We start from the raw sequence: 18,314 nt of genomic DNA on the forward strand, positions 1-18,314 counted from the left end.
GCAGCCGCGCGTGGCAGCGCGGTTCAGGCGGCAGGTGGTCAGGAGCCGTCAGCCGATTCTCAGGACGAGACAATATAATGAGAATCGTTTCTAGACTCCGCCCGGAAAAAAACCATGCGTCTTACTGAACTTGCCAAGGGGATCGGCGCCATCGTCGACCATGTGACCGACCTGCACGCCGCCGATGCGGTCGCTGCGCGCCTGCGCGATCTGGGTTTCGTGCGCGGTGAACCGGTGCGGGTGGTGGCCAGCGCGCCTTTTGGCGGCGACCCCATCGTGGTGCAGATCGGCTCGACGCGTTTTGCGCTGCGCCGCGCCGAAGCCCGGCGCGTGATGCTGGCCGCACGGGAGGCTGCATGAGCAGCAGCGCCCTCAACATCGCCCTGGTCGGCAATCCCAACTGCGGCAAGACCGCCCTCTTCAACCAGTTGACCGGCGCTCGCCAGAAGGTGGCCAATTACGCCGGCGTGACGGTGGAGCGCAAATCCGGCGCCTTCACCGCCCCCTCGGGGCGGCAGGTGCGCGTGGTCGACCTGCCGGGCGCCTACAGCCTGCAATCGGTCAGTCCTGACGAGCGCGTCACGCAGGCCGTGCTGGCCGGCCGCTACCCCGGCGAGGCGGTGCCGGACCTGATCGTCTGCGTGGCCGATGCCACCAACCTGCGCCTGCATCTGCGTTTCGTGCTGGAAGTGCGGCGCCTGGGTCGTCCCATGGTGCTGGCGCTGAACATGATGGACGCGGCTGCGCGCCGGGGCATGCGCATCGACGTGGCGGCGCTGTCGCAGCGGCTGGGCATGCCGGTCGTCGAGACCATCGCCGTCCAGCGCGGCGGTGCGCGCGCGCTGGTGGCGGCCATCGATGCCGGCTCCTCCGTGCCTGCCCCTTCGGTGCCGACACCGGCCGACCTGCATGTCGAAGTGCGTTCGCTGCTGGCCGATACCGTGATGATGCCGGCCCCGACCGACCGCCGCGACGATGCGATCGATCGCGTCGCCCTGCATCCCGTGTTCGGTGTGCTGTTGCTTGCGCTGACCATGTTCCTGGTGTTCCAGGCGGTCTATGCCATCGGCAAGCCCATGACGGACGCCATCGCCGATGGCTTCGGTACGCTGGGCGGTGCGGCCGGCGCGTGGCTGCCGGAAGGTCCGCTGCGCGGGCTGCTCACCGATGGCCTGCTGGCGGGGCTGGGCACGGTCCTGGGCTTCCTGCCGCAGATCCTGGTGCTGTTCTTCTTCATCCTGCTGCTGGAAGAATCCGGCTACCTGCCGCGCGCGGCCTTCGTGCTGGACAAGCTCATGGTCTCGGTGGGCCTGTCGGGACGTTCCTTCATTCCGCTGCTCTCCAGCTTCGCCTGTGCCATCCCCGGCATCATGGGCACGCGCAGCATCACTGACCCGCGTGACCGGATCGCTACCATCCTGGTAGCACCGCTGATGACCTGTTCTGCGCGCCTGCCGGTCTATGCGTTGCTGATCAGCGCCTTCATTCCCCATCGTCCGGTGCTGGGCGTCTTCAACCTGCAGGGGCTGGCGCTGTTCTGCCTGTATGTGGCGGGGATTGCGGCGGCCATGCTGGTGGCGTGGGTGGCCAAGCGCATCGGCCATTCGCGCCAGGAGCGCGCGTTGTTGATGGAACTGCCCTCCTACCGCCTGCCGCACTGGCGCGATATCGGACTGGGCCTGTGGGAACGCGGCACCATCTTCCTCAAGCGCCTGACCGGCGTCATGCTGGCGCTCACCGTGCTGATGTGGGCCATCTGCACCTTCCCTTCGCCGCCGGCCGATGCCACCCGCGCAGCCATCGACTACTCCATCGCCGGCTATATCGGCCACAGCCTGCAGGTGCTGTTTGCGCCGCTGGGCTTCAACTGGCAGATCAGCCTGTCGCTGATCCCGGCCTTCGCCGCGCGCGAAACGGCGGTCGCCACGCTGGCCACCGTCTATGCAGTGGGCGGTGACGAGGGGGCGGCCCTGCAGAGCGCGCTGGCCTCGCATATCTCGCTGGCCAGTGCCTTGTCGCTGATGGTGTGGTTCGCCTTTGCGCCGCAGTGCATGTCGACCCTGGCCATCATCCGCCGCGAGACGCAATCCTGGCGCATGGTGGCGCTGTCCTTCGGCTACATGTTCGTGCTGGCTTATACGGCGTCGTTCCTGACCTTCCATATGGCGAGGTGGCTGGCATGAATCACACGCTGTGGTGGCAATACGCGATCATCGCCGCGCTGGTGGTCGCCAGTGCGCTCTACATGCTGCGCAAGCTGGTGCCGGCTGCGAGCTGGCGCTGGCAGGCGCGGCTGGCCAGTTGGCTGATACGGCGTCGTGCAGGCGCATGGCGGGCAATGGGGAGGCGGCTGTTGCCGCCCGCCAGGGCCGGGGGCTGTGGCGGTGGCGCCTGTGATGGCTGTGGTGACAGCGGCGACGCGCTGCCGCCGCTGGAACAGAAGATCCGGTTTCATCGCCGCCGCTGAAAGTGCGGCGGCGACCCTGGTCAGTGTAGTTCCTCGGCCTCGAAACCCGCCGCGCGCAAGGCCTGCAGCACCTGGGCCAGATGGGGACGGCCACGGGTCTGCAGCACCAGTTCGATATCCACGTTCTGTGCCGCCAGCAGCGTGAAGGCGCGCTGGTGGTGGACCTCATCGATGTTGGCGCCGGCCTCGGCGACGATGCCGGTGATGCGGGCCAGCGTGCCCGGCACATCCCGTGAGCTGACCTTCACGCGGGCCAGGCGACCGGCGCGCACCATGCCGCGTTCGATGATGGCCGTCAGCAGCAGCGGATCGATGTTGCCGCCCGACAGCACCAGCCCCACCCGCTTGCCGCGGAAGCGGTCGGGATAGCGCACCAGCGCGGCCAGTCCGGCCGCACCGGCACCTTCCACCAGAGTCTTCTCGATTTCCAGCAGCATCAGCACGGCCTGTTCGATATCGCCTTCGTCGACCAGCAGCAGCTCATCGGCTTCGCGCGCGATGATGGCGCGGGTGAGCGTGCCGGGCGTACCCACCGCGATGCCCTCGGCGATGGTGCTGGCACCGACCGGATGTTCGGTCCCCTTGACGGCATTGACCATGGTCGGGAAGCGCCGCGTCTGCACGCCCACGATCTCGATCTCCGGCTTGATGGCGCACGCGGCCACGGCCATGCCGGCCAGCAGGCCGCCGCCGCCGATGGAGACCACCAGGCAATCCAGGTCCGGCACTGCCTGCATCATCTCCAGCGCGACCGTACCCTGGCCGGCGATGATGGCTTCGTCGTCGTAGGGGTGGACGAAGGTCAGGTTTTCTTTCTCGGCCAGTTCGTAGGCGTGGGTGCGGGCCGCTTCCAGGGTATCCCCGTGCAGCACCACGTTGGCGCCGAAGCCGCGCGTGCGTTCGATCTTCACGCCGGGCGTGAAGCGCGGCATCACGATGGTGGCCGGCAAGCCCAGCCGTTGCGCGTGATAGGCCACGCCCTGCGCATGGTTGCCGGCCGACATCGCTACCACCCCGCGCGCCCCGCCCTCGCTGGCGGCCACGTCCACCATCTTGTTGCAGGCACCGCGTTCCTTGAAGGAGGCGGTGAATTGCAGGTTCTCGAATTTCAGGAAGACCTGGGCGCCGACGATCTGGGACAGCGTGCGCGATTCCACGCAGGGAGTCTCCAGAATCTGGCCTTTGAGCCGCCGGGCGGCTGCTTGGATGTCGTTGAGCGTTGTCATGCTGTGATTGTAGAGGCAATGGCCGGGTTTGTAGCAGTTCGCTCATGCCATGCGCAAGGATGGCGGGAAATGAAAGCCGAAGGCCATCGTACTTGTAAATTCAAAAACCGGAGCTGCGAAAGTTTGCGCAGTCGGTGATAACCGCCACCCGGAAAATTGCAGTCCAGACAATACAAAATTTCTTTGATGGTGGCCATTGAACTCCGCCTGTGCGCCGACTACAGTAAAGACTCGTCGCGCCGCCAGCTGCCTCTCCGAGGAGACTTCAGCCAGTCCCGGTGCGACACCCGGAAGCGCCGTACGCGGCCTTCTCCATCACGCAGCTCCGCAGTCTCAGCAGTTCTCACCAAGGAGATACCCATGAGCATGGCCACCCGGCACCCGGATGCCCGACCGTCCCCGTCCCTGCCCTTCAGTCCGCTCGTGCCGCCGCGCGAACGGATGCGCTACCAGCAGCGCACCGCCCCGCTGCTGTTGAAACTGGTCGAGCTGGACCCGCGCGACGTGGTGGAAGGCGTCATGACCCCCAATGGTTACCTGACAGCCGACGTCACTCCGGTCGGCCCCATGCGCGAAGCCTGCCCGCATTGCGAAGGCGTGGCGCTGCAACTGGTGCTGCGGCATCACCATGTGAAGCGCAGCCATCTGTTTTGCCGCGTCTGCACGCGGGTGTATGACGCGTTCAATGAGAGCGGGCATTCGGTCTTGACGATTTGATGCGGATGCGGACATCACCCACAGGGCGCCGCTGAAAAGTGGCGCCCTGTTTTCATTGGACGATGCCTCCCATTTGCGCCGGTGACACAGTAGAATCAGCCCCCTCAACGCAACAAAAGAGATGCCAATGGAATACGCGTACAAGCTGATGGCCTCGCCGGCCGGTTTGCTCAAGCTGGTGGCCAGGGGGGATCACCTGGCGGCCATTCTGTGGGAAGACGACGACGCCCTGCGCGTGCGCCTGGGCGAGATGGTGGAAGATGAAGACCGCCCGGTCCTGATCGAGACCGAACATCAGCTGCGCGAATACTTTGCCGGTGAGCGCGACAGCTTCGATCTGCCCTTGCATTTCGAGGGCACCGAATTTCAGCGCCAGGTGTGGTCGGCACTGCTCGACATTCCCTACGGACAGACCCGTACCTACCTCGACATCGCCCGCCAGCTCGGCAACGAAAAGGCGGTGCGCGCCGTGGGCGCGGCCAATGGCCGTAATCCCATCTGCATCATCGCGCCCTGCCATCGCGTCATCGGCGCCGGTGGCGAACTGACCGGCTTTGCCGGTGGCCTGCATGTCAAGAAACTGCTGCTGGCCATCGAAGGTATTTCCACCGAAGGCCGCGACATCGGCCAGGTCATCGATCCGCGCCGCAAGGCACAGTCGCGTCGGCGGGAAGATCCCAATCAGTTGTCGCTGCTATAAATGATTTAAATAATTTAAATTATTTAATCATCGCTGCATGCCCCACTTCTTCACGGTCACGCGCTCCAGCGTATTGAAGACCAGGTTCTCCACCAACAGGCCGATCAGGATCACCATGGCCAATCCGGCGAATACCTTGTCGGTATAGAGTTCGTTGCGATTCTGGAAGATGTACCAGCCGAGTCCGCCCTTGCCGCTGGTCGCGCCAAAGACCAGCTCCGCGGCAATGAGCGTGCGCCATGCAAACGCCCAGCCGATGCGCAATCCCGCCAGGATCGAGGGCAGCGCGGCCGGCACCAGTACCTGCAGCACGAAGCCCAGGCCGCGCAGGCCATAGTTGCGGCCGGCCATGCGCAGGGTGTCCGAGACACCGAGGAAGCCCGCATAGGTATTGACCGCCAGCGCCCACAGCACCGAATGCACCAGCACGAAGATCAGGCTGCCTTCGCCCAGGCCGAACCACAGCAGCGCGATCGGTAACAGCGCAATGGCCGGCAGCGGATTGAACATCGAGGTCAGCGTACCCAGCAGGTCGCGTCCGAATTGCGTGGACACGGCCAGCGTGGTCAGCACGAAGGCCGCCACGATGCCCAGCAGATAGGCCTTCAGCAAGACCTGCAGTGACAGCCAGGTCTTGCCGAACAGTTCGCCGCTCCTGATGCCATCGACGAAGGCCTGCGCCGTCTGCAGGAAGGTCGGCAGCAGCAGGTCATTGTTCTGCCAGCGCGCAATGCCTTCCCACACCAGCGCCAGCAACAGCAGGATGGCGCCCTTGCGCACCCAGCCCTGTTGCCAGAGGCGCTGCGGCAGCGAGAACTGGCGCTGCAGCACCAGGCCGGGCAGGGGAGTCAGCGGCAGTTCATATTCGTCGCGGATCGGGGGAGTCTGGGGCATGGCGTATTTCGGTCTTTAGTAAGAAAAACGGACATCACTGAAATTGATGACCGGCGCCGCTGTGCTGGCCGCGCCAGTCTCGCCGCCTTCATCGAAGAGCAGGCGATGGATGCGTTGTGCGGTCTGCTGGAAGCCCACGCCACCCAGGCTGGACAGATCGTATTGATGGCTGTTGATCTCGGCGCGCACCCGGCCCGGATGCGGGGACAGCAGCAGGATGCGGTTGCCCACCACCAGCGCCTCTTCGATGGAGTGCGTCACGAAGAGCAGGGTGAAACGCACCTCTTCCCACAGGATCAGCAATTCTTCCTGCATCTTGCGCCGGGTCAGTGCATCGAGCGCGGCGAAGGGTTCATCCATCAGCAGCATCTTGGGTTGCATGGCCAGCGCGCGGGCGATGGCCACGCGCGCCTTCATGCCACCGGAGAGCGTATGCGGATAGGCATCGGCAAAGCGCGCCAGTCCGACCTTCTCCAGGTAGTGGCGGGCGCGCTCGGCGGCCTCGCGCTTGCCCAGCGTGCGCGAGGCCAGCAGCGGGAACATCACGTTCTGCAGCACCGTCTTCCACGGCGGCAGCTGGTCGAATTCCTGGAACACGACGATACGATCCGGCCCCGGTTGATGCACTACCTGACCATCCAGCCGGATCTCGCCGCCAGCCGGCGGCAGGAAGCCGGCCACCGATTTCAACAGGCTGGACTTGCCACAGCCCGAGGGCCCCAACAGCACGAAGCGGTCGGCGGGATGGACATCGAAGCTGACTTCATGCGTGGCCTGCACCACCGCCGTGGCGCTGCGGTATTGCAGGCTCACATGGTCCACCTGCAAGAGTGGCTGCAGGCGCGCCGCCGCGCTGACGCTGGCGGTTTCAGCTGCCGGGTTGTGCATACGCTTCCTCGAAGAAGTAATCCTTCCAGCTGCCGGCGCGGTTCTTCAGCACGCCCAGCGCGTGCAACTGCTCGGCATAGACGAAAGTGCGCTCGGGCGAGACGGTGAAGTTGATTTCCGGGTCTTCCACGATTTTGCGCACGAACTCCGGTGCCAGTTTTGACTTCTGCACGCGGATGAAGGTATCGGCGGCCTTGGCCTTGTTGTTGCGCACGAACCCGGCCGCTTCCACCAGCGCCTTGTAGAAGGCGCGGTAGGTCTTGGGATTCTCGTCGTGGAATTTCTGGGTGGTGTAGAGCACGTTGAACGTGGCCGGGCCGCCCATGATGTCGTAGGAGCTGATGACCTTGTGCACGTTCTTGTGCTCCAGTGCCTGGTACTGGAAGGGCGGGCTGGAGAAGTGCGCGTTGATCTCGGAGCCGCCCGCGATCAGGGCGGCCGTGGCATCCGGATGCGAGAGGCTGACGGTGATGCTGTCGAAGCGCTTGAAATCATCCTTGCCGAAAACCTTCGCGGTCTCGATCTGCAGCGTGCGCGACTGGAAGCCTACGCCCGCAGCGGGGACGGCGATGCGGTCCTTGTCGCTGAAATCCTTGATGCTTCTGACCTTGGGGTTGTTGCTCAACAGGTAGTTGGGCATGGAACCCAGCGAGGCAATCGCCTTGACGTTCTGGCGGCCGCGCGTGCGGTCCCACAGCACCAGCGCGGGCGGTGCACCGGCCGAGACCACATCGAGGGCACCCGCCAGCAGGGCCTCGTTCATGCCGGTGGCGCCGGACAGGCTGGTCCATTCGACCTTGATGTCTACGCCTTCCTGCCTGCCGTATTTCTCGATCAGCTTCTGGTCCTGCACCACATCCAGAATCAGGTAGCCGATGCCGAATTGCTGGGCGATGCGGATGGTGCCTTCGGCGTGGACTGAGGCTGCGCTGCCCAGTGCGGCGAGACTGGCCAGCAAGAGCGTAAATGATTTATATAAGTTAGAAGATGCAGCCATTTCAGCTACCTCCCTGAATATGGGCATCGTCGAAGAAGTAATCCTTTACCGAGGCCGGCTTGTTCCTGATGGCGCCCACGCGATGCATGAATTCGGCCAGGCCGTAGGTGTTCTGCGGGGCGATCTTGAATTGCACTTCAGGGTTCTTGATGATCTGCAGCAGCAGCTTGCGGTCGGTGTTGCCCTTGTTCACCTTGAGGTAGATGTCGGCGGCCTTTTCCGGATTGGCGCTGATGAATCTGGCCGCTTCATCCAGCGCACCCAGGAAGGCGCCATAGGTCTTGGGATTGTCCTTGCGGAATTTCTCGGTGGCGTACAGCACCGTGGCCGAGGACGGGCCGCCCAGTACGTCATAGGACTTCAGCACGATGTGGGCATTGGGATTGCCCGCCAGCTCCTGTTCCTGAAAGGGAGGATTGCCGAAGTGGCCGGTGATCTCGGTGCCACCGCTGATGATGGCCGCCGTCGCATCCGGGTGCGGCACGGCGATGCTGATCTTGTCCAGGCGGTTGTACTGGGCATCGCCCCACAGCTTGGCCGAGGCCAGTTGCAGCACGCGCGACTGCACCGACACGCCCACCGCAGGCAGGGCGATGCGGTCCTTGTCGCTGAAGTCGGCGATGGTCTTGACCTTGGGATTGTTGCTCACCAGGTAGTAGGGGAAATTGCCCAGCGAGGCCACGCCGCGCACGTTCTGCTTGCCGTAAGTGCGATCCCAGATGGTCAGCAGCGGACCCACGCCGGCACCGGCGATGTCCACCGAACCGGAGAGCAGGGCATCATTGACGGCCGAGCCGCCAGAGAGCTTGAGCCATTCCACCTTGATATCCACACCGGCGGCCTTGCCGTGCTTTTCGATCAGTTGCTGGTCCTGCGCCACGTTCAGGAGCAGATAGACGATGCCGAACTGCTCGGCAATGCGCAGCTGGCCTTCGGCATGCGCCAGCGGCGCGCCCAGCAGCGACAGCGCCAGCGTGGTGGTGAGCAGACGCCGCAGGCGTCCCCTGAAAGAGAGTCGTGTAGTCATGCTGTCCTGTGCGGTGGAGGGCCGGCTTCGGTGGAGAATCCGGCAGTGGATGGTGGGTCCGGCTTAGAACCGTCATGCTGGTAAAACGCGGTTCTTTATTCGTTCGGAGTATATAAAGGGTAGGGGAGAAAGAAAAACTCGATTACCGCATATCGATATGCAGCCCCCGTATAGGCTGGAAACCCTTGTCCGGCGCAGGTTTCAGGCGAAATGAAGGTTTTTTCCCGGGTTTCGTTCTGCAACCGCGTCCATGCCCGCCTGTCAAGTTTCGCAGGCGGGTCGAGAGGCGCGCGCGCAACGTCAGGATGGTGTCAGGCGCATTTTGAGCGCACCACGGGTAGAGTGCGCTAAAGTACGCGTCCTGCCCGGACAGTGGCCGGCCCTCCCCGCCGAGGGTGGTGTCTGCCCCCAGATCCCTGTCCGCCGGCACTCTATTTGAAGAAGCAAAGGGAGCAAGATGAGTTCATCTCACACCAATCCAGGCCTTTCCCTCCGGTCGAGCAAATTCCACATGATTACCCTGGCGGCGCTGGGCGTGGTGTTTGGCGATATCGGTACCAGCCCGCTGTATGCACTGAAGGAATGTTTCAGCCCCGACCATGGCATCGCCTTTTCACACGGCGCGGTGCTGGGCATCATCTCGATGCTGTTCTGGTCGATCTCCATCGTGGTCACCATCAAGTACGTGATGTTCGTGCTGCGCGCCGACAACAACGGCGAAGGCGGCGTGCTGGCGTTGATGGCGCTGTCGCTGCGCTCGGCCATCTCGGGCTCGCCGCGCGCCAAGCTCTTGATGATGCTGGGCGTCTTCGGCGCCTGCATGTTCTACGGCGACGTGGTGATCACGCCGGCCATCTCGGTGCTGTCGGCGGTGGAAGGGCTGGAGATCGCCGCGCCCACGACGGCGCATGCGGTCATTCCGCTCACGCTGGTGATCGTGGTGATCCTGTTCCTGATCCAGCGGCATGGCACCAGCGTGGTGGGGCGTTTCTTCGGTCCGGTGATGTTCCTGTGGTTCTTCTCGCTGGCCTTGCTGGGTCTGTACAACATCATCAAGGCACCCCAGGTGCTGGTGGCGATCAATCCGTATTACGCCGTCCACTTCATGGCCGAGCACTCGCTGCAGGCCTTCATCGTGCTGGGTTCGGTGGTGCTGGTGCTGACCGGGGCCGAGGCGCTGTATGCCGACATGGGCCACTTCGGCATCAAGCCGATCCGCTATGCCTGGCTTTTCACGGTGATGCCCTCGCTGCTGATCAACTACTTCGGCCAGGGTGCCAACCTGATCGCCAATCCCAAGGCGCTGGCCAATCCCTTCTACCTGATGATCCCCGAGCCGCTGGTGTTGCCCATGGTGCTGCTGGCCACCGCAGCCACGGTGATCGCCTCGCAGGCGGTGATCTCGGGCGCCTTCTCGCTGACCAGCCAGGCCATCCTGCTGGGCTTTGTTCCGCGCATGCGCATCCTGCACACCTCCGAGGACGAGCAGGGCCAGATCTACATCCCGCTCATCAACTGGATGCTGCTGGTGCTGGTGGTGGCGGTGGTGCTGGCGTTCAAGAAATCCGACAACCTGGCCGCGGCCTATGGTGTGGCCGTGACCACCACCATGGTGATCACCACCATGCTGCTGGCGGTGGTGATGCGCCATATCTGGAAGTGGCGCATGCCGGCCGTGGTCGTGGCCACTGCCTGCTTCATGGCGGTCGACGTGGCCTTCTTCGCGGCCAATCTGTTGAAGCTCACCGAAGGCGGCTGGTTCCCGCTGGTCATCGGCGGCGCCGCGTTCTTCCTGTTGATGACCTGGTACTCGGGCCGCATGCTGCTGCGCATGCGCATCAAGGATGACGGCATCCCCATCGAGCCCTTCATCGAAGGCCTGCTGGCGCATCCGCCCCACCGCGTGGGCGGCACCGCCGTCTTCATGACCGGCAATATCGCCACCGTGCCGGTGGCGCTGCTGCACAACCTGAAGCACAACCGCATCCTGCATGAGCGGGTGTTCTTCCTCAAGATCAGCATCTGGGATGTGCCCTATGTTGCCGACAGCGAGCGCCTGACCATGAAGGACCTGGGTGGCGAGGTCTACCTGCTGCGCGCGGCCTTCGGCTTTAAGGAAGCGCCGGAAGTGCAGAAGGTCATGACCCTGACCGAGCAGCAGTTCGGCCATCACTTCGACCTGATGGATACGTCCTTCTTCCTGGCGCGCGACACGGTGGTGCCGAGCAAGCTCTTGGGCATGTCGCTGTGGCGCGAGCGCCTGTTTGCGTGGATGTACCAGAACGGCGCCAAGCCGTCGGACTTCTTCCACATCCCGGCCAACCGGGTGGTGGAGCTGGGGACCAAGGTCGAGATCTGACGTTCCGGTGGCTCGCGTGAAGAATGCCGTTCAGTGTCTGGCTGAACGGCATTTTTCTTGGCGGTCGCAAAATGGCTGAGGAATTCATATCGTCCGGCCGCGTCGAAGGGCCAGGCCCGCAGCATGGCGGGCATGGATGCAGTATCTTTCACCATCACCTTGAGCAAGGAGCAGCAGGCACATGAACAAGATCCGGATGATGGGCGCCCCCACCGACGTGGGCGCCAGCCGCCGTGGCGCCTCGATGGGGCCGGCCGCCTTGCGCGTGGCGGAACTGCAGCGCGGCTTGCAGCAGCACGGGCTGGACGTCATCGATGGCGGCGACCTGGGCGGCCCGGCCAATCCGCAGCAGCCGCCCGTGCAGGGATTGCGCCACCTGGAGCAGGTGGTGCAGTGGAACCAGGCCGTCTTCGAGGCGGTGGCGGCCACCCTGGCGCAGGCGGAAATACCGCTGCTCATGGGCGGCGACCATGCGCTGGCGGTCGGCTCCATTGCCGCCGTGGCGCAGCACTGCCGCACGCAGGGCAAGCAGCTGCGCGTGCTGTGGCTGGATGCCCATGCCGATGCCAATACCAGCGACTCCACCCCGACCGGCAACATCCACGGCATGCCGGTGGCCTGCCTGCTGGGCGTGGGACCGCAAGCGCTGACCCGTCTGGGCGGCCAGACGCCGGCCCTAGAGCCGCAGCAGATCTGCCAGATCGGCATCCGCAGCGTGGACCGCGAAGAAAAACGTCACCTGCGCGAACTCGGCGTGCGCGTCTTCGACATGCGCCACATCGATGAATACGGCATGCGCGCCACCATGCAGGAGGCGCTGTCCGGCATGGGACCGGATACCCATCTGCACGTGAGTTTCGATGTGGATTTCCTCGATGCCGCGCTGGCCCCCGGCGTGGGTACGGCGGTGCTGGGCGGGCCGACCTACCGCGAGGCGCAGCTGTGCATGGAGATGATCGCCGATACCGGCCGTCTCGCTTCGCTGGACCTGATGGAACTCAATCCCGCCTGCGATGTGCGCAACCAGACGGCGGAGGTGGTGGTGGACCTGGTGGAGAGTCTTTTCGGCAAATCGACACTGATTCGCTGACGCTTCTCACTGTCTGCAATTGGAGGTTGAAGGATTGCGGCCAATGCCTGATCATTCAGGGTTTTCCGCATCCGGCGGGCAGGAGCAGGGCAGCCAGCCCGCATTCCCGCGTGCCGGGAAGCGCCCGCATACCGGGGCGGCAACGAGGGTGCGCATGCATCTTGCTCTCCCGGTTCATTCCTCCGTCAGAAAGAAGTCATCATGTCTCTCAAGAAATTGTTCACCGTGGCCGCCAGCGCGCTGGCCCTGTCCTGCGCCGCCGGCAGCACCTTCGCCGCTGACCAGACCTACGTGGTCGGCGCGGGCGGTACCTACCGCCCCTTCGAATTCGAAACCCCGAAGAAGGAACTGGTCGGCTTCGACATCGACCTGATCAAGGCCATCTCGCAGGCGTCCAACTTCAAGATCCAGCTGGTGAGCACGCCCTGGGAAGGCATCTTCGCCACCTTGGGCCAGGGTGACCGCGACATCATCATCTCCGGCATCACCATCACCGACAAGCGCGCCCAGATGGTGGACTTCTCGCTGCCGTACTTCCCGGCCGAGCAGGTCATCATCACCAATGCCGATGCCAAGATCACCTCGCTGGCCGACCTGAAGAAGACCCAAGTGGCCGTGGTCAACTCCACCGCCGGTGACATCGTGGTCTCCGAAGAACTGGGCAAGGCCAGCACCGCCATCCACCGCTTCGACAACACCGTGCTGATGCTGGAAGAACTGTATCGCGGCGGCGTCGATGCGGCCGTGGGCGATGTGGGCGTGATCAAGTTCTACATCAAGAGCCATCCCGAGAAGAAGTTCAAGGTGGTGGGTGACGCCAAGTTCGTGCGCCAGTACTTCGGTATCGCCGTCAAGAAGGGCAACAAGGAACTGCTGGACAAGATCAACGCCGGCCTGAAGCAGATCGTCGCCGATGGCACCTACGCCAAGATCTACAAGACCTGGTTCGACGGCGAAGTGCCGACCCTGCCGCTGAAGTAAGCCTTCCGGCGCGGCCCCGGTGGTGGGGCTGTTGCCCGTCCGAGAGCGCCGTCCCGCCGGGGTGCGGGGCGCGCTGCCTGTTTCTGGTTGTTTTTTGCGTTCTCTGCTTCTCCGCTTTTCTTAATCTCTCCGTTTGAACGGATTCATCATGCATTCCTTCTTCCAATGGGAAATCATCGGCGAATACGCGCCGCTGTTCGTCGAAGGCACCTGGATGACCCTGAAGGCCGCGATCATCTGCGTCATCGCCGGCACCTGCTGGGGCCTGGTGCTGGGCGTGGGCCGCCTGGCCGAGGCACGCCATGGTTTCTGGAAATATTTCCTGTGCTACTGCGTGCAGTGGCCGATCCGCTTCTACGTCAGCTTCCTGCGCGGTACGCCCCTGTTCGTGCAGATCCTGCTGATCCACTTCGCGCTCATGCCCATGCTCATCAACCCCAGCGGCGGCCTGATCCTCTCCGGCGACCTGGCGCGTGAAATCCGCTCGCACTATGGCGCCTTCGCTTCGGCGGTGCTGGCCATCACGCTCAATTCGGGCGCGTATGTCTCGGAAATCTTCCGCGCCGGCATCCAGTCCATCGACCGTGGTCAGAGCGAAGCCTCGCGCTCGCTGGGCATGAGCTATCTCGGCACCTTGCGCCGCGTGGTGCTGCCGCAGGCTTTTCGCCGCATGCTGCCGCCGCTGGGCAACAATGCGATTGCCATCGTCAAGGATTCCTCGCTGGCCTCGGCCATCGGCCTGGCTGAACTGGCCTATGCCGCACGGACCGTCTCGGGCGCCTATGCGCGCTACTGGGAGCCGTACCTGACCATTTCGGTGATCTACTGGCTCATCACGCTGGCGCTGTCGGCGCTGGTGCGCCATCTGGAAGCGCGTTACGGCAAGGGAGATGCACGATGAGCACGATGATCAAGGTCAGCCAACTGCAGAAAAGCTTCGGCCAGGCGCATATCCTGCGCGGCATCGATTGCGAGATTCGCGCGCGCGAAGTGGTGTGCGTGATCGGTCCTTCCGGCTCGGGCAAAAGCACCTTCCTGCGCTGCCTCAATGGCCTGGAAGAGGTCAGCGATGGCGACATCTTCATCGAAGGCGTCAAGCTCAACGATCCCAAGGTCAACCTCAATGCCTTGCGCGCGGAGCTGGGCATGGTGTTCCAGCGTTTCAACCTGTTCCCGCACATGACGGTGCTGGAAAACCTGATCATGGCACCCATGCAGGTCAAGAAGCTCTCCCGCCGCGAAGCCGTGCTGGTGGCCGAGAAGCTGCTGCAGAAGGTGGGCCTGCTGGAGAAGATCGATGCCTTCCCCAACCAGCTCTCGGGCGGCCAGCAGCAGCGCGTGGCCATTGCCCGCGCGCTGGCGATGGAACCGAAGGTGATGCTGTTCGACGAACCGACCTCCGCGCTGGACCCGGAACTGGTGGGCGAGGTGCTGACCGTCATGAAGCAGCTGGCCGAGGAAGGCATGACCATGGTGGTGGTCACGCACGAGATGGGCTTTGCCCGTGAAGTGGCCGATCGCGTCTTCTTCATCGACCAGGGCGTCATCATGGAAGAAGGACCGCCGCAGCAGGTGCTGGGTGAGCCGGTGCATGAACGCACGCGCGATTTCCTGCGCAAGGTGCTGTAAGCAATAGTAAGAAGTAAAAACGCCGGGAGTGATCCCGGCGTTTTCGTTTCTGCCTGGCCGCCTCAGTGATGCGCCCCCAGCACGATGGCCCCGGCTGCAATCACCAGGCAGGACAGCACCCGCCGCAGGCTCAGTTTTTCACCCAGGAAGAGCGTGCCGATCAGCAGCGCAAACAGCACCGAAGTCTCGCGCAGCGCCGAGACCATCCCCATGGGCGCCGGCGTCACGGCCCAGATCACGATGCCGTAAGCCAGCAGCGACATCACGCCGCCGCCCAGTCCGATCCAGGTTTCCTTCTGTGACAGCGCCACCGGCGAGCGGCCGTGCTTGTACTGGTAGAGCAGCGCCAGCGGGATGCTGTCGGCCACGAACAGCCAGCCCGCATAGGCGATGGCATCGCCCGCCAGACGCGCGCCGATGCCATCGGTGATGGTGTAGGCCGCGATGAAGGCGCCGGTGGCCAGCGCCGCCAGCGGGGCGGAGAGGTGCTCGCGCTCACGCAGGGCGCGCAGGTTGGCCAGACTCACGATGCCCACCGAGACCAGCGCAATGCCGATCACCGTGTAAAGCCCCAGCTGCTCGCCCGCGAACAGGGCCGCACCCAGCGCCACCAGCAAGGGCGAGGAGCCGCGTGCAATCGGATAGGACTGGCCGAAGTCGCCGATGCGGTAGGCGCGGATCAGGAACAGGTTGTAGCCGGTATGCAGCAGGCCCGAGAGCAGGATGTAGCACCAGCTCTCCGCCTGCGGCAGCGGCCGCCACAGCACCAGCGGGAGCGAGCCCAGCCCGGCGCCCAGGGTCATGAGCGAGAGCGAGGCCAGGCGGTCGTGGCTGCTTTTGAGCAGGGCGTTCCAGGAAGCATGCAGCAGAGCGGCAGCCAGCACCAGGGCGATGACGGCCAGGTTCATGGAGCGCTTCCCGCATCCAGGTCGGCCACGCAACGCCATAGTTCATGACCGGAGGCCAGGTACTTGCGCTCGAAGGGCGTGATGGGTTGTTCGGGCTGCCAGGCTTCGGTCTTGAAAGTGCCGCCAGTCAGGCGGTTCAGGGCCGATGTGAATTCTTCGACATAAATCCGCCAGTTGCTGCGGCATTCCAGCTGCCCGCCCAGCGCCGGGATGAAGGGAAACACCGGATGGCCATGCCAGCGCCGGGCCAGGTGGCCGATCTTGGGCCAGGGATTGGGGTAGAGCAGATAGTGCCGCGCCGGACGCAGGCCGGCCTGCTGCGCCAGGCGCCAGTAATCCACCAGGTCGGCGCGCACGAAACAAAGATTGGTCGGCTCGGGGCCGTCCCAGTGCGTATTGCGCGCCAGGCGGTCGGCCGACTGGTCGATGCCGATGACGAAATGATCCGGGTATCGGCTGGCCAGGTGCAACGTGGACAAGCCCACGCCGCAGCCGGTATCGAGGATCAGCGGCGGCGCGCCGGCCGCGCGCCAGGCCGCCATGCTGGCATCAAAGGCGCGCTGGTTGTAGTCGGTGATGGGCTTGCGGAAGGGGTGGGCCGGGTCGGCATGGCGCGCCACCAGGGTGGCCAGTTGCTCATGCACGCCGGTCTGGGCGCTGCTGATGGGGGAGGAATTCACGACAAGGAGGAAGAGGGCGGCAAAACGCCATTTTAAAGGACGCCGCGCTGCCTTCGCCGATGACAAGCTGACCAAAAGAAAACGCCGCGCTGTGGGCGCGGCGTCATTGCCTGGCGAGCGGAAAGCCTGACCGGATCAGTGCAGGGTCATGGGGTGGCGCATCATCACGTCGTAGCGGCTCAGGAAGTTGTCGATGTCTTCCATGGTGGGCTCGGAGGCGATGAGCTCCTGGACGTCCTTGCGGAACAGTTCGGCGGCCGGACCGTCGATGTAGATTTCGCGCTGGCCGGACTTGTCCATGATCTCGTAGCCGCCGAAGCGCAGGGCTTCGTGGTCGGTATCGGCACCGAATTCGACGACGCTGTACTGCTCACTGTTGTAGATCAGGTTCATAGTGACTCCTTATGCTGGAATACTGCTTCGAAAAGGAAGTGGCGCCTTCACTGTAAATTTCAAGATCCTTCACCTGGAATCGCCTCTCTGTGCATCTTTGTCACTTCGATACAGCTCCTCGGGAAACGCCGCGTCGCTTGCGCTCCTGAGTCTGGTAACGGCAGACCGCGGGCAAAACTTTGATGGCTGCGGTGTTGCCGGCCTGCATGGCTGCAATATTGCCTTTTTTCTTCATGAAGCATCGTCAACTACTGAAAGTAGATGATATGCCCGCGCGGAAGTTCAGCGCCGGAACGCAGGCCGGTTGCGTCCCGGCAAGCTTCATCACGCCCTCAGCATGACGCTGACGGACCCAAAAGAACATCAGGAAATTTCTGACGCAGCCACAGCCGTGGCGACTCAGATATCGCCAGAGTGCCAAAAGAAACGGGACCGCGCTGCGATCCCGTTGTCCTTGTCTGTGCTCCGTGCGGCAGCGATGCCGTTCAGATTCAGTGATTCTTGCGCGCCAGCTTGCCCGGTTCCACGCCCAGCTGCTTGAGCTTGCGGTAGAGGTGGGTGCGCTCCAGGCCGGTACGTTCGGCCACGCGCGTCATGCTGCCGTTTTCGCGCACCAGGTGGTATTCGAAATAAGCACGTTCAAAGGCATCGCGGGCTTCGCGCAGCGGCAGGTCGAAGGAGATATTGGCGGCATTGTCGGCCACCTGGCCGAAGGGGGTAGCGGTGGCCGTGCCGTGATGCGAAGTCTCGCCACCCATGGCGGGAGCGTAGCTAGTCACCGGGGCAGCGTGCTCCGGGACATGCAGGCTGTCGGCTGCGCCATTGGCCACGGCCGCCACCGGGGCCGGGCGGTAGCTGGCCGGGCGCACCGCTTCGCGGCTGTGCGAGAGGCCTTGCTGCACGGCCTTGAGCAGCTTTTGCAGCGCGATCGGTTTTTCCAGGAAGTTGAGCGCGCCGATGCGGGTGGCTTCGACGGCGGTGTCGATGGTGGCGTGGCCGGACATCATGATGACCGGCATCGTCAACAGGCCATCGCGCTGCCATTCCTTCAACAGCGTCACGCCATCGGTATCGGGCATCCAGATATCGAGCAACACGAGGTCCGGGATGCCGGCCTGGCGAAGTTCGCGTGCCTGCTGCGCGTTTTCCGCAGTGGTCACGACATGCCCCTCATCGCCCAGAATTTCTGAGAGCAATTCGCGGATACCCATTTCGTCATCGACGACCAGGATGTTAGCCATGTGCTGCTTTCCTCGCTGCTAGTTCATTATCCAAGTTTTTCGATCTTGTTCCGGGCGGGCGCGTTCGACGCGGCCTTGACGTACCTGCCTTGATGAACTGCCGGGTCCCTCCCGGCG

At 63.8% G+C, this 18,314-nt stretch carries 20 protein-coding genes; 10 read left to right on the forward strand and 10 right to left on the reverse strand.

Going from position 1 to position 18,314, the window contains the following annotated elements:
- Positions 1 to 114 precede the first annotated feature (114 nt).
- From AACH55_RS00260 to AACH55_RS00270, 3 genes are read left to right on the forward strand one after another with little or no spacing between them, the layout of a single operon-like run.
- The gene (locus tag AACH55_RS00260; protein ID WP_338717423.1) at positions 115 to 360 is read left to right on the forward strand and encodes a FeoA family protein; all 246 of its coding nucleotides are present in this window, start codon (positions 115 to 117) and stop codon (positions 358 to 360) included.
- The gene (locus AACH55_RS00265) at positions 357 to 2,183 is read left to right on the forward strand and encodes a ferrous iron transporter B (RefSeq protein ID WP_338717424.1); all 1,827 of its coding nucleotides are present in this window, start codon (positions 357 to 359) and stop codon (positions 2,181 to 2,183) included. The genes AACH55_RS00260 and AACH55_RS00265 overlap by 4 nt, the downstream gene beginning before the upstream one ends.
- Positions 2,180 to 2,467 carry a DUF6587 family protein gene (locus AACH55_RS00270; protein ID WP_338717425.1) on the forward strand — a complete coding sequence of 96 codons (288 nt, stop codon included), beginning with the start codon at positions 2,180 to 2,182 and terminating at the stop codon, positions 2,465 to 2,467. The genes AACH55_RS00265 and AACH55_RS00270 overlap by 4 nt, the downstream gene beginning before the upstream one ends.
- A gap of 20 nt (positions 2,468 to 2,487) precedes the next feature.
- Here the strand turns inward: AACH55_RS00270 and AACH55_RS00275 are convergent, their stop codons facing one another.
- Positions 2,488 to 3,693, reverse strand: coding sequence for a threonine ammonia-lyase (locus AACH55_RS00275; protein WP_338717426.1), 1,206 nt, complete (start codon positions 3,691 to 3,693; stop codon positions 2,488 to 2,490).
- A 360-nt stretch (positions 3,694 to 4,053) separates the two neighbouring features.
- On the opposite strand from AACH55_RS00275, the gene AACH55_RS00280 reads away from it, so the two are divergent.
- Positions 4,054 to 4,410: a hypothetical protein gene (locus AACH55_RS00280; protein WP_338717428.1), complete on the forward strand. Its 357-nt coding sequence runs from the start codon at positions 4,054 to 4,056 to the stop codon at positions 4,408 to 4,410.
- A 127-nt stretch (positions 4,411 to 4,537) separates the two neighbouring features.
- Positions 4,538 to 5,110, forward strand: coding sequence for a methylated-DNA--[protein]-cysteine S-methyltransferase (locus AACH55_RS00285; protein ID WP_338717429.1), 573 nt, complete (start codon positions 4,538 to 4,540; stop codon positions 5,108 to 5,110).
- Between the two features lie 27 nt (positions 5,111 to 5,137).
- Here AACH55_RS00285 and AACH55_RS00290 read toward each other — a convergent pair whose 3' ends face one another.
- From AACH55_RS00290 to AACH55_RS00305, 4 genes are read right to left on the reverse strand one after another with little or no spacing between them, the layout of a single operon-like run.
- Positions 5,138 to 6,004 carry an ABC transporter permease gene (locus tag AACH55_RS00290; RefSeq protein ID WP_338717430.1) on the reverse strand — a complete coding sequence of 289 codons (867 nt, stop codon included), beginning with the start codon at positions 6,002 to 6,004 and terminating at the stop codon, positions 5,138 to 5,140.
- Between the two features lie 15 nt (positions 6,005 to 6,019).
- Positions 6,020 to 6,892: an ABC transporter ATP-binding protein gene (locus AACH55_RS00295; protein ID WP_338717431.1), complete on the reverse strand. Its 873-nt coding sequence runs from the start codon at positions 6,890 to 6,892 to the stop codon at positions 6,020 to 6,022.
- Positions 6,873 to 7,889 (reverse strand): ABC transporter substrate-binding protein, encoded by a 1,017-nt coding sequence (locus AACH55_RS00300; protein ID WP_338717432.1) that lies wholly within the window; start codon positions 7,887 to 7,889, stop codon positions 6,873 to 6,875. The genes AACH55_RS00295 and AACH55_RS00300 overlap by 20 nt, the downstream gene beginning before the upstream one ends.
- Position 7,890: 1 nt before the next feature.
- A complete protein-coding gene (locus AACH55_RS00305) occupies positions 7,891 to 8,916 on the reverse strand; it encodes an ABC transporter substrate-binding protein (RefSeq protein WP_338717433.1) in 1,026 nt (341 codons plus the stop codon).
- A 511-nt stretch (positions 8,917 to 9,427) separates the two neighbouring features.
- Between AACH55_RS00305 and AACH55_RS00310 the strand changes: the two genes are divergently transcribed.
- The 5 genes from AACH55_RS00310 (at position 9,428) to AACH55_RS00330 (ending at position 14,975) form a co-directional block, all read left to right on the forward strand.
- The gene (locus tag AACH55_RS00310) at positions 9,428 to 11,275 is read left to right on the forward strand and encodes a potassium transporter Kup (RefSeq protein WP_338717434.1); all 1,848 of its coding nucleotides are present in this window, start codon (positions 9,428 to 9,430) and stop codon (positions 11,273 to 11,275) included.
- Between the two features lie 181 nt (positions 11,276 to 11,456).
- Positions 11,457 to 12,365, forward strand: a complete 909-nt coding sequence (gene rocF / locus AACH55_RS00315; protein WP_338717435.1) for an arginase — start codon at positions 11,457 to 11,459, stop codon at positions 12,363 to 12,365.
- A 201-nt stretch (positions 12,366 to 12,566) separates the two neighbouring features.
- On the forward strand, positions 12,567 to 13,346 hold the full coding sequence (locus AACH55_RS00320) for a basic amino acid ABC transporter substrate-binding protein (protein ID WP_338717436.1): 780 nt from the start codon (positions 12,567 to 12,569) through the stop codon (positions 13,344 to 13,346).
- A gap of 148 nt (positions 13,347 to 13,494) precedes the next feature.
- The gene (locus AACH55_RS00325; RefSeq protein ID WP_338717437.1) at positions 13,495 to 14,247 is read left to right on the forward strand and encodes an amino acid ABC transporter permease; all 753 of its coding nucleotides are present in this window, start codon (positions 13,495 to 13,497) and stop codon (positions 14,245 to 14,247) included.
- 5 nt (positions 14,248 to 14,252) lie between these two features.
- Positions 14,253 to 14,975 carry an amino acid ABC transporter ATP-binding protein gene (locus AACH55_RS00330; RefSeq protein WP_338720422.1) on the forward strand — a complete coding sequence of 241 codons (723 nt, stop codon included), beginning with the start codon at positions 14,253 to 14,255 and terminating at the stop codon, positions 14,973 to 14,975.
- Between the two features lie 62 nt (positions 14,976 to 15,037).
- Here the strand turns inward: AACH55_RS00330 and AACH55_RS00335 are convergent, their stop codons facing one another.
- From AACH55_RS00335 to AACH55_RS00355, 5 genes are all read right to left on the reverse strand, one after another.
- Positions 15,038 to 15,883 carry a DMT family transporter gene (locus AACH55_RS00335; RefSeq protein ID WP_338717438.1) on the reverse strand — a complete coding sequence of 282 codons (846 nt, stop codon included), beginning with the start codon at positions 15,881 to 15,883 and terminating at the stop codon, positions 15,038 to 15,040.
- On the reverse strand, positions 15,880 to 16,563 hold the full coding sequence (locus tag AACH55_RS00340; RefSeq protein ID WP_338717439.1) for a methyltransferase domain-containing protein: 684 nt from the start codon (positions 16,561 to 16,563) through the stop codon (positions 15,880 to 15,882). Before AACH55_RS00340 ends, AACH55_RS00335 begins: the two co-directional genes overlap by 4 nt.
- A 135-nt stretch (positions 16,564 to 16,698) precedes the next feature.
- Complete coding sequence (locus tag AACH55_RS00345; protein WP_006713246.1) at positions 16,699 to 16,956, reverse strand: DUF3567 domain-containing protein; 258 nt, start codon at positions 16,954 to 16,956, stop codon at positions 16,699 to 16,701.
- A gap of 100 nt (positions 16,957 to 17,056) precedes the next feature.
- A complete protein-coding gene (locus AACH55_RS00350) occupies positions 17,057 to 17,191 on the reverse strand; it encodes a hypothetical protein (RefSeq protein WP_338717440.1) in 135 nt (44 codons plus the stop codon).
- Between the two features lie 256 nt (positions 17,192 to 17,447).
- The gene (locus tag AACH55_RS00355) at positions 17,448 to 18,197 is read right to left on the reverse strand and encodes a response regulator (protein ID WP_338717441.1); all 750 of its coding nucleotides are present in this window, start codon (positions 18,195 to 18,197) and stop codon (positions 17,448 to 17,450) included.
- Positions 18,198 to 18,314 lie beyond the last annotated feature (117 nt).

The organism is Herbaspirillum sp. DW155 (genome assembly GCF_037076565.1).
Classification (GTDB): domain Bacteria; phylum Pseudomonadota; class Gammaproteobacteria; order Burkholderiales; family Burkholderiaceae_D; genus Herbaspirillum.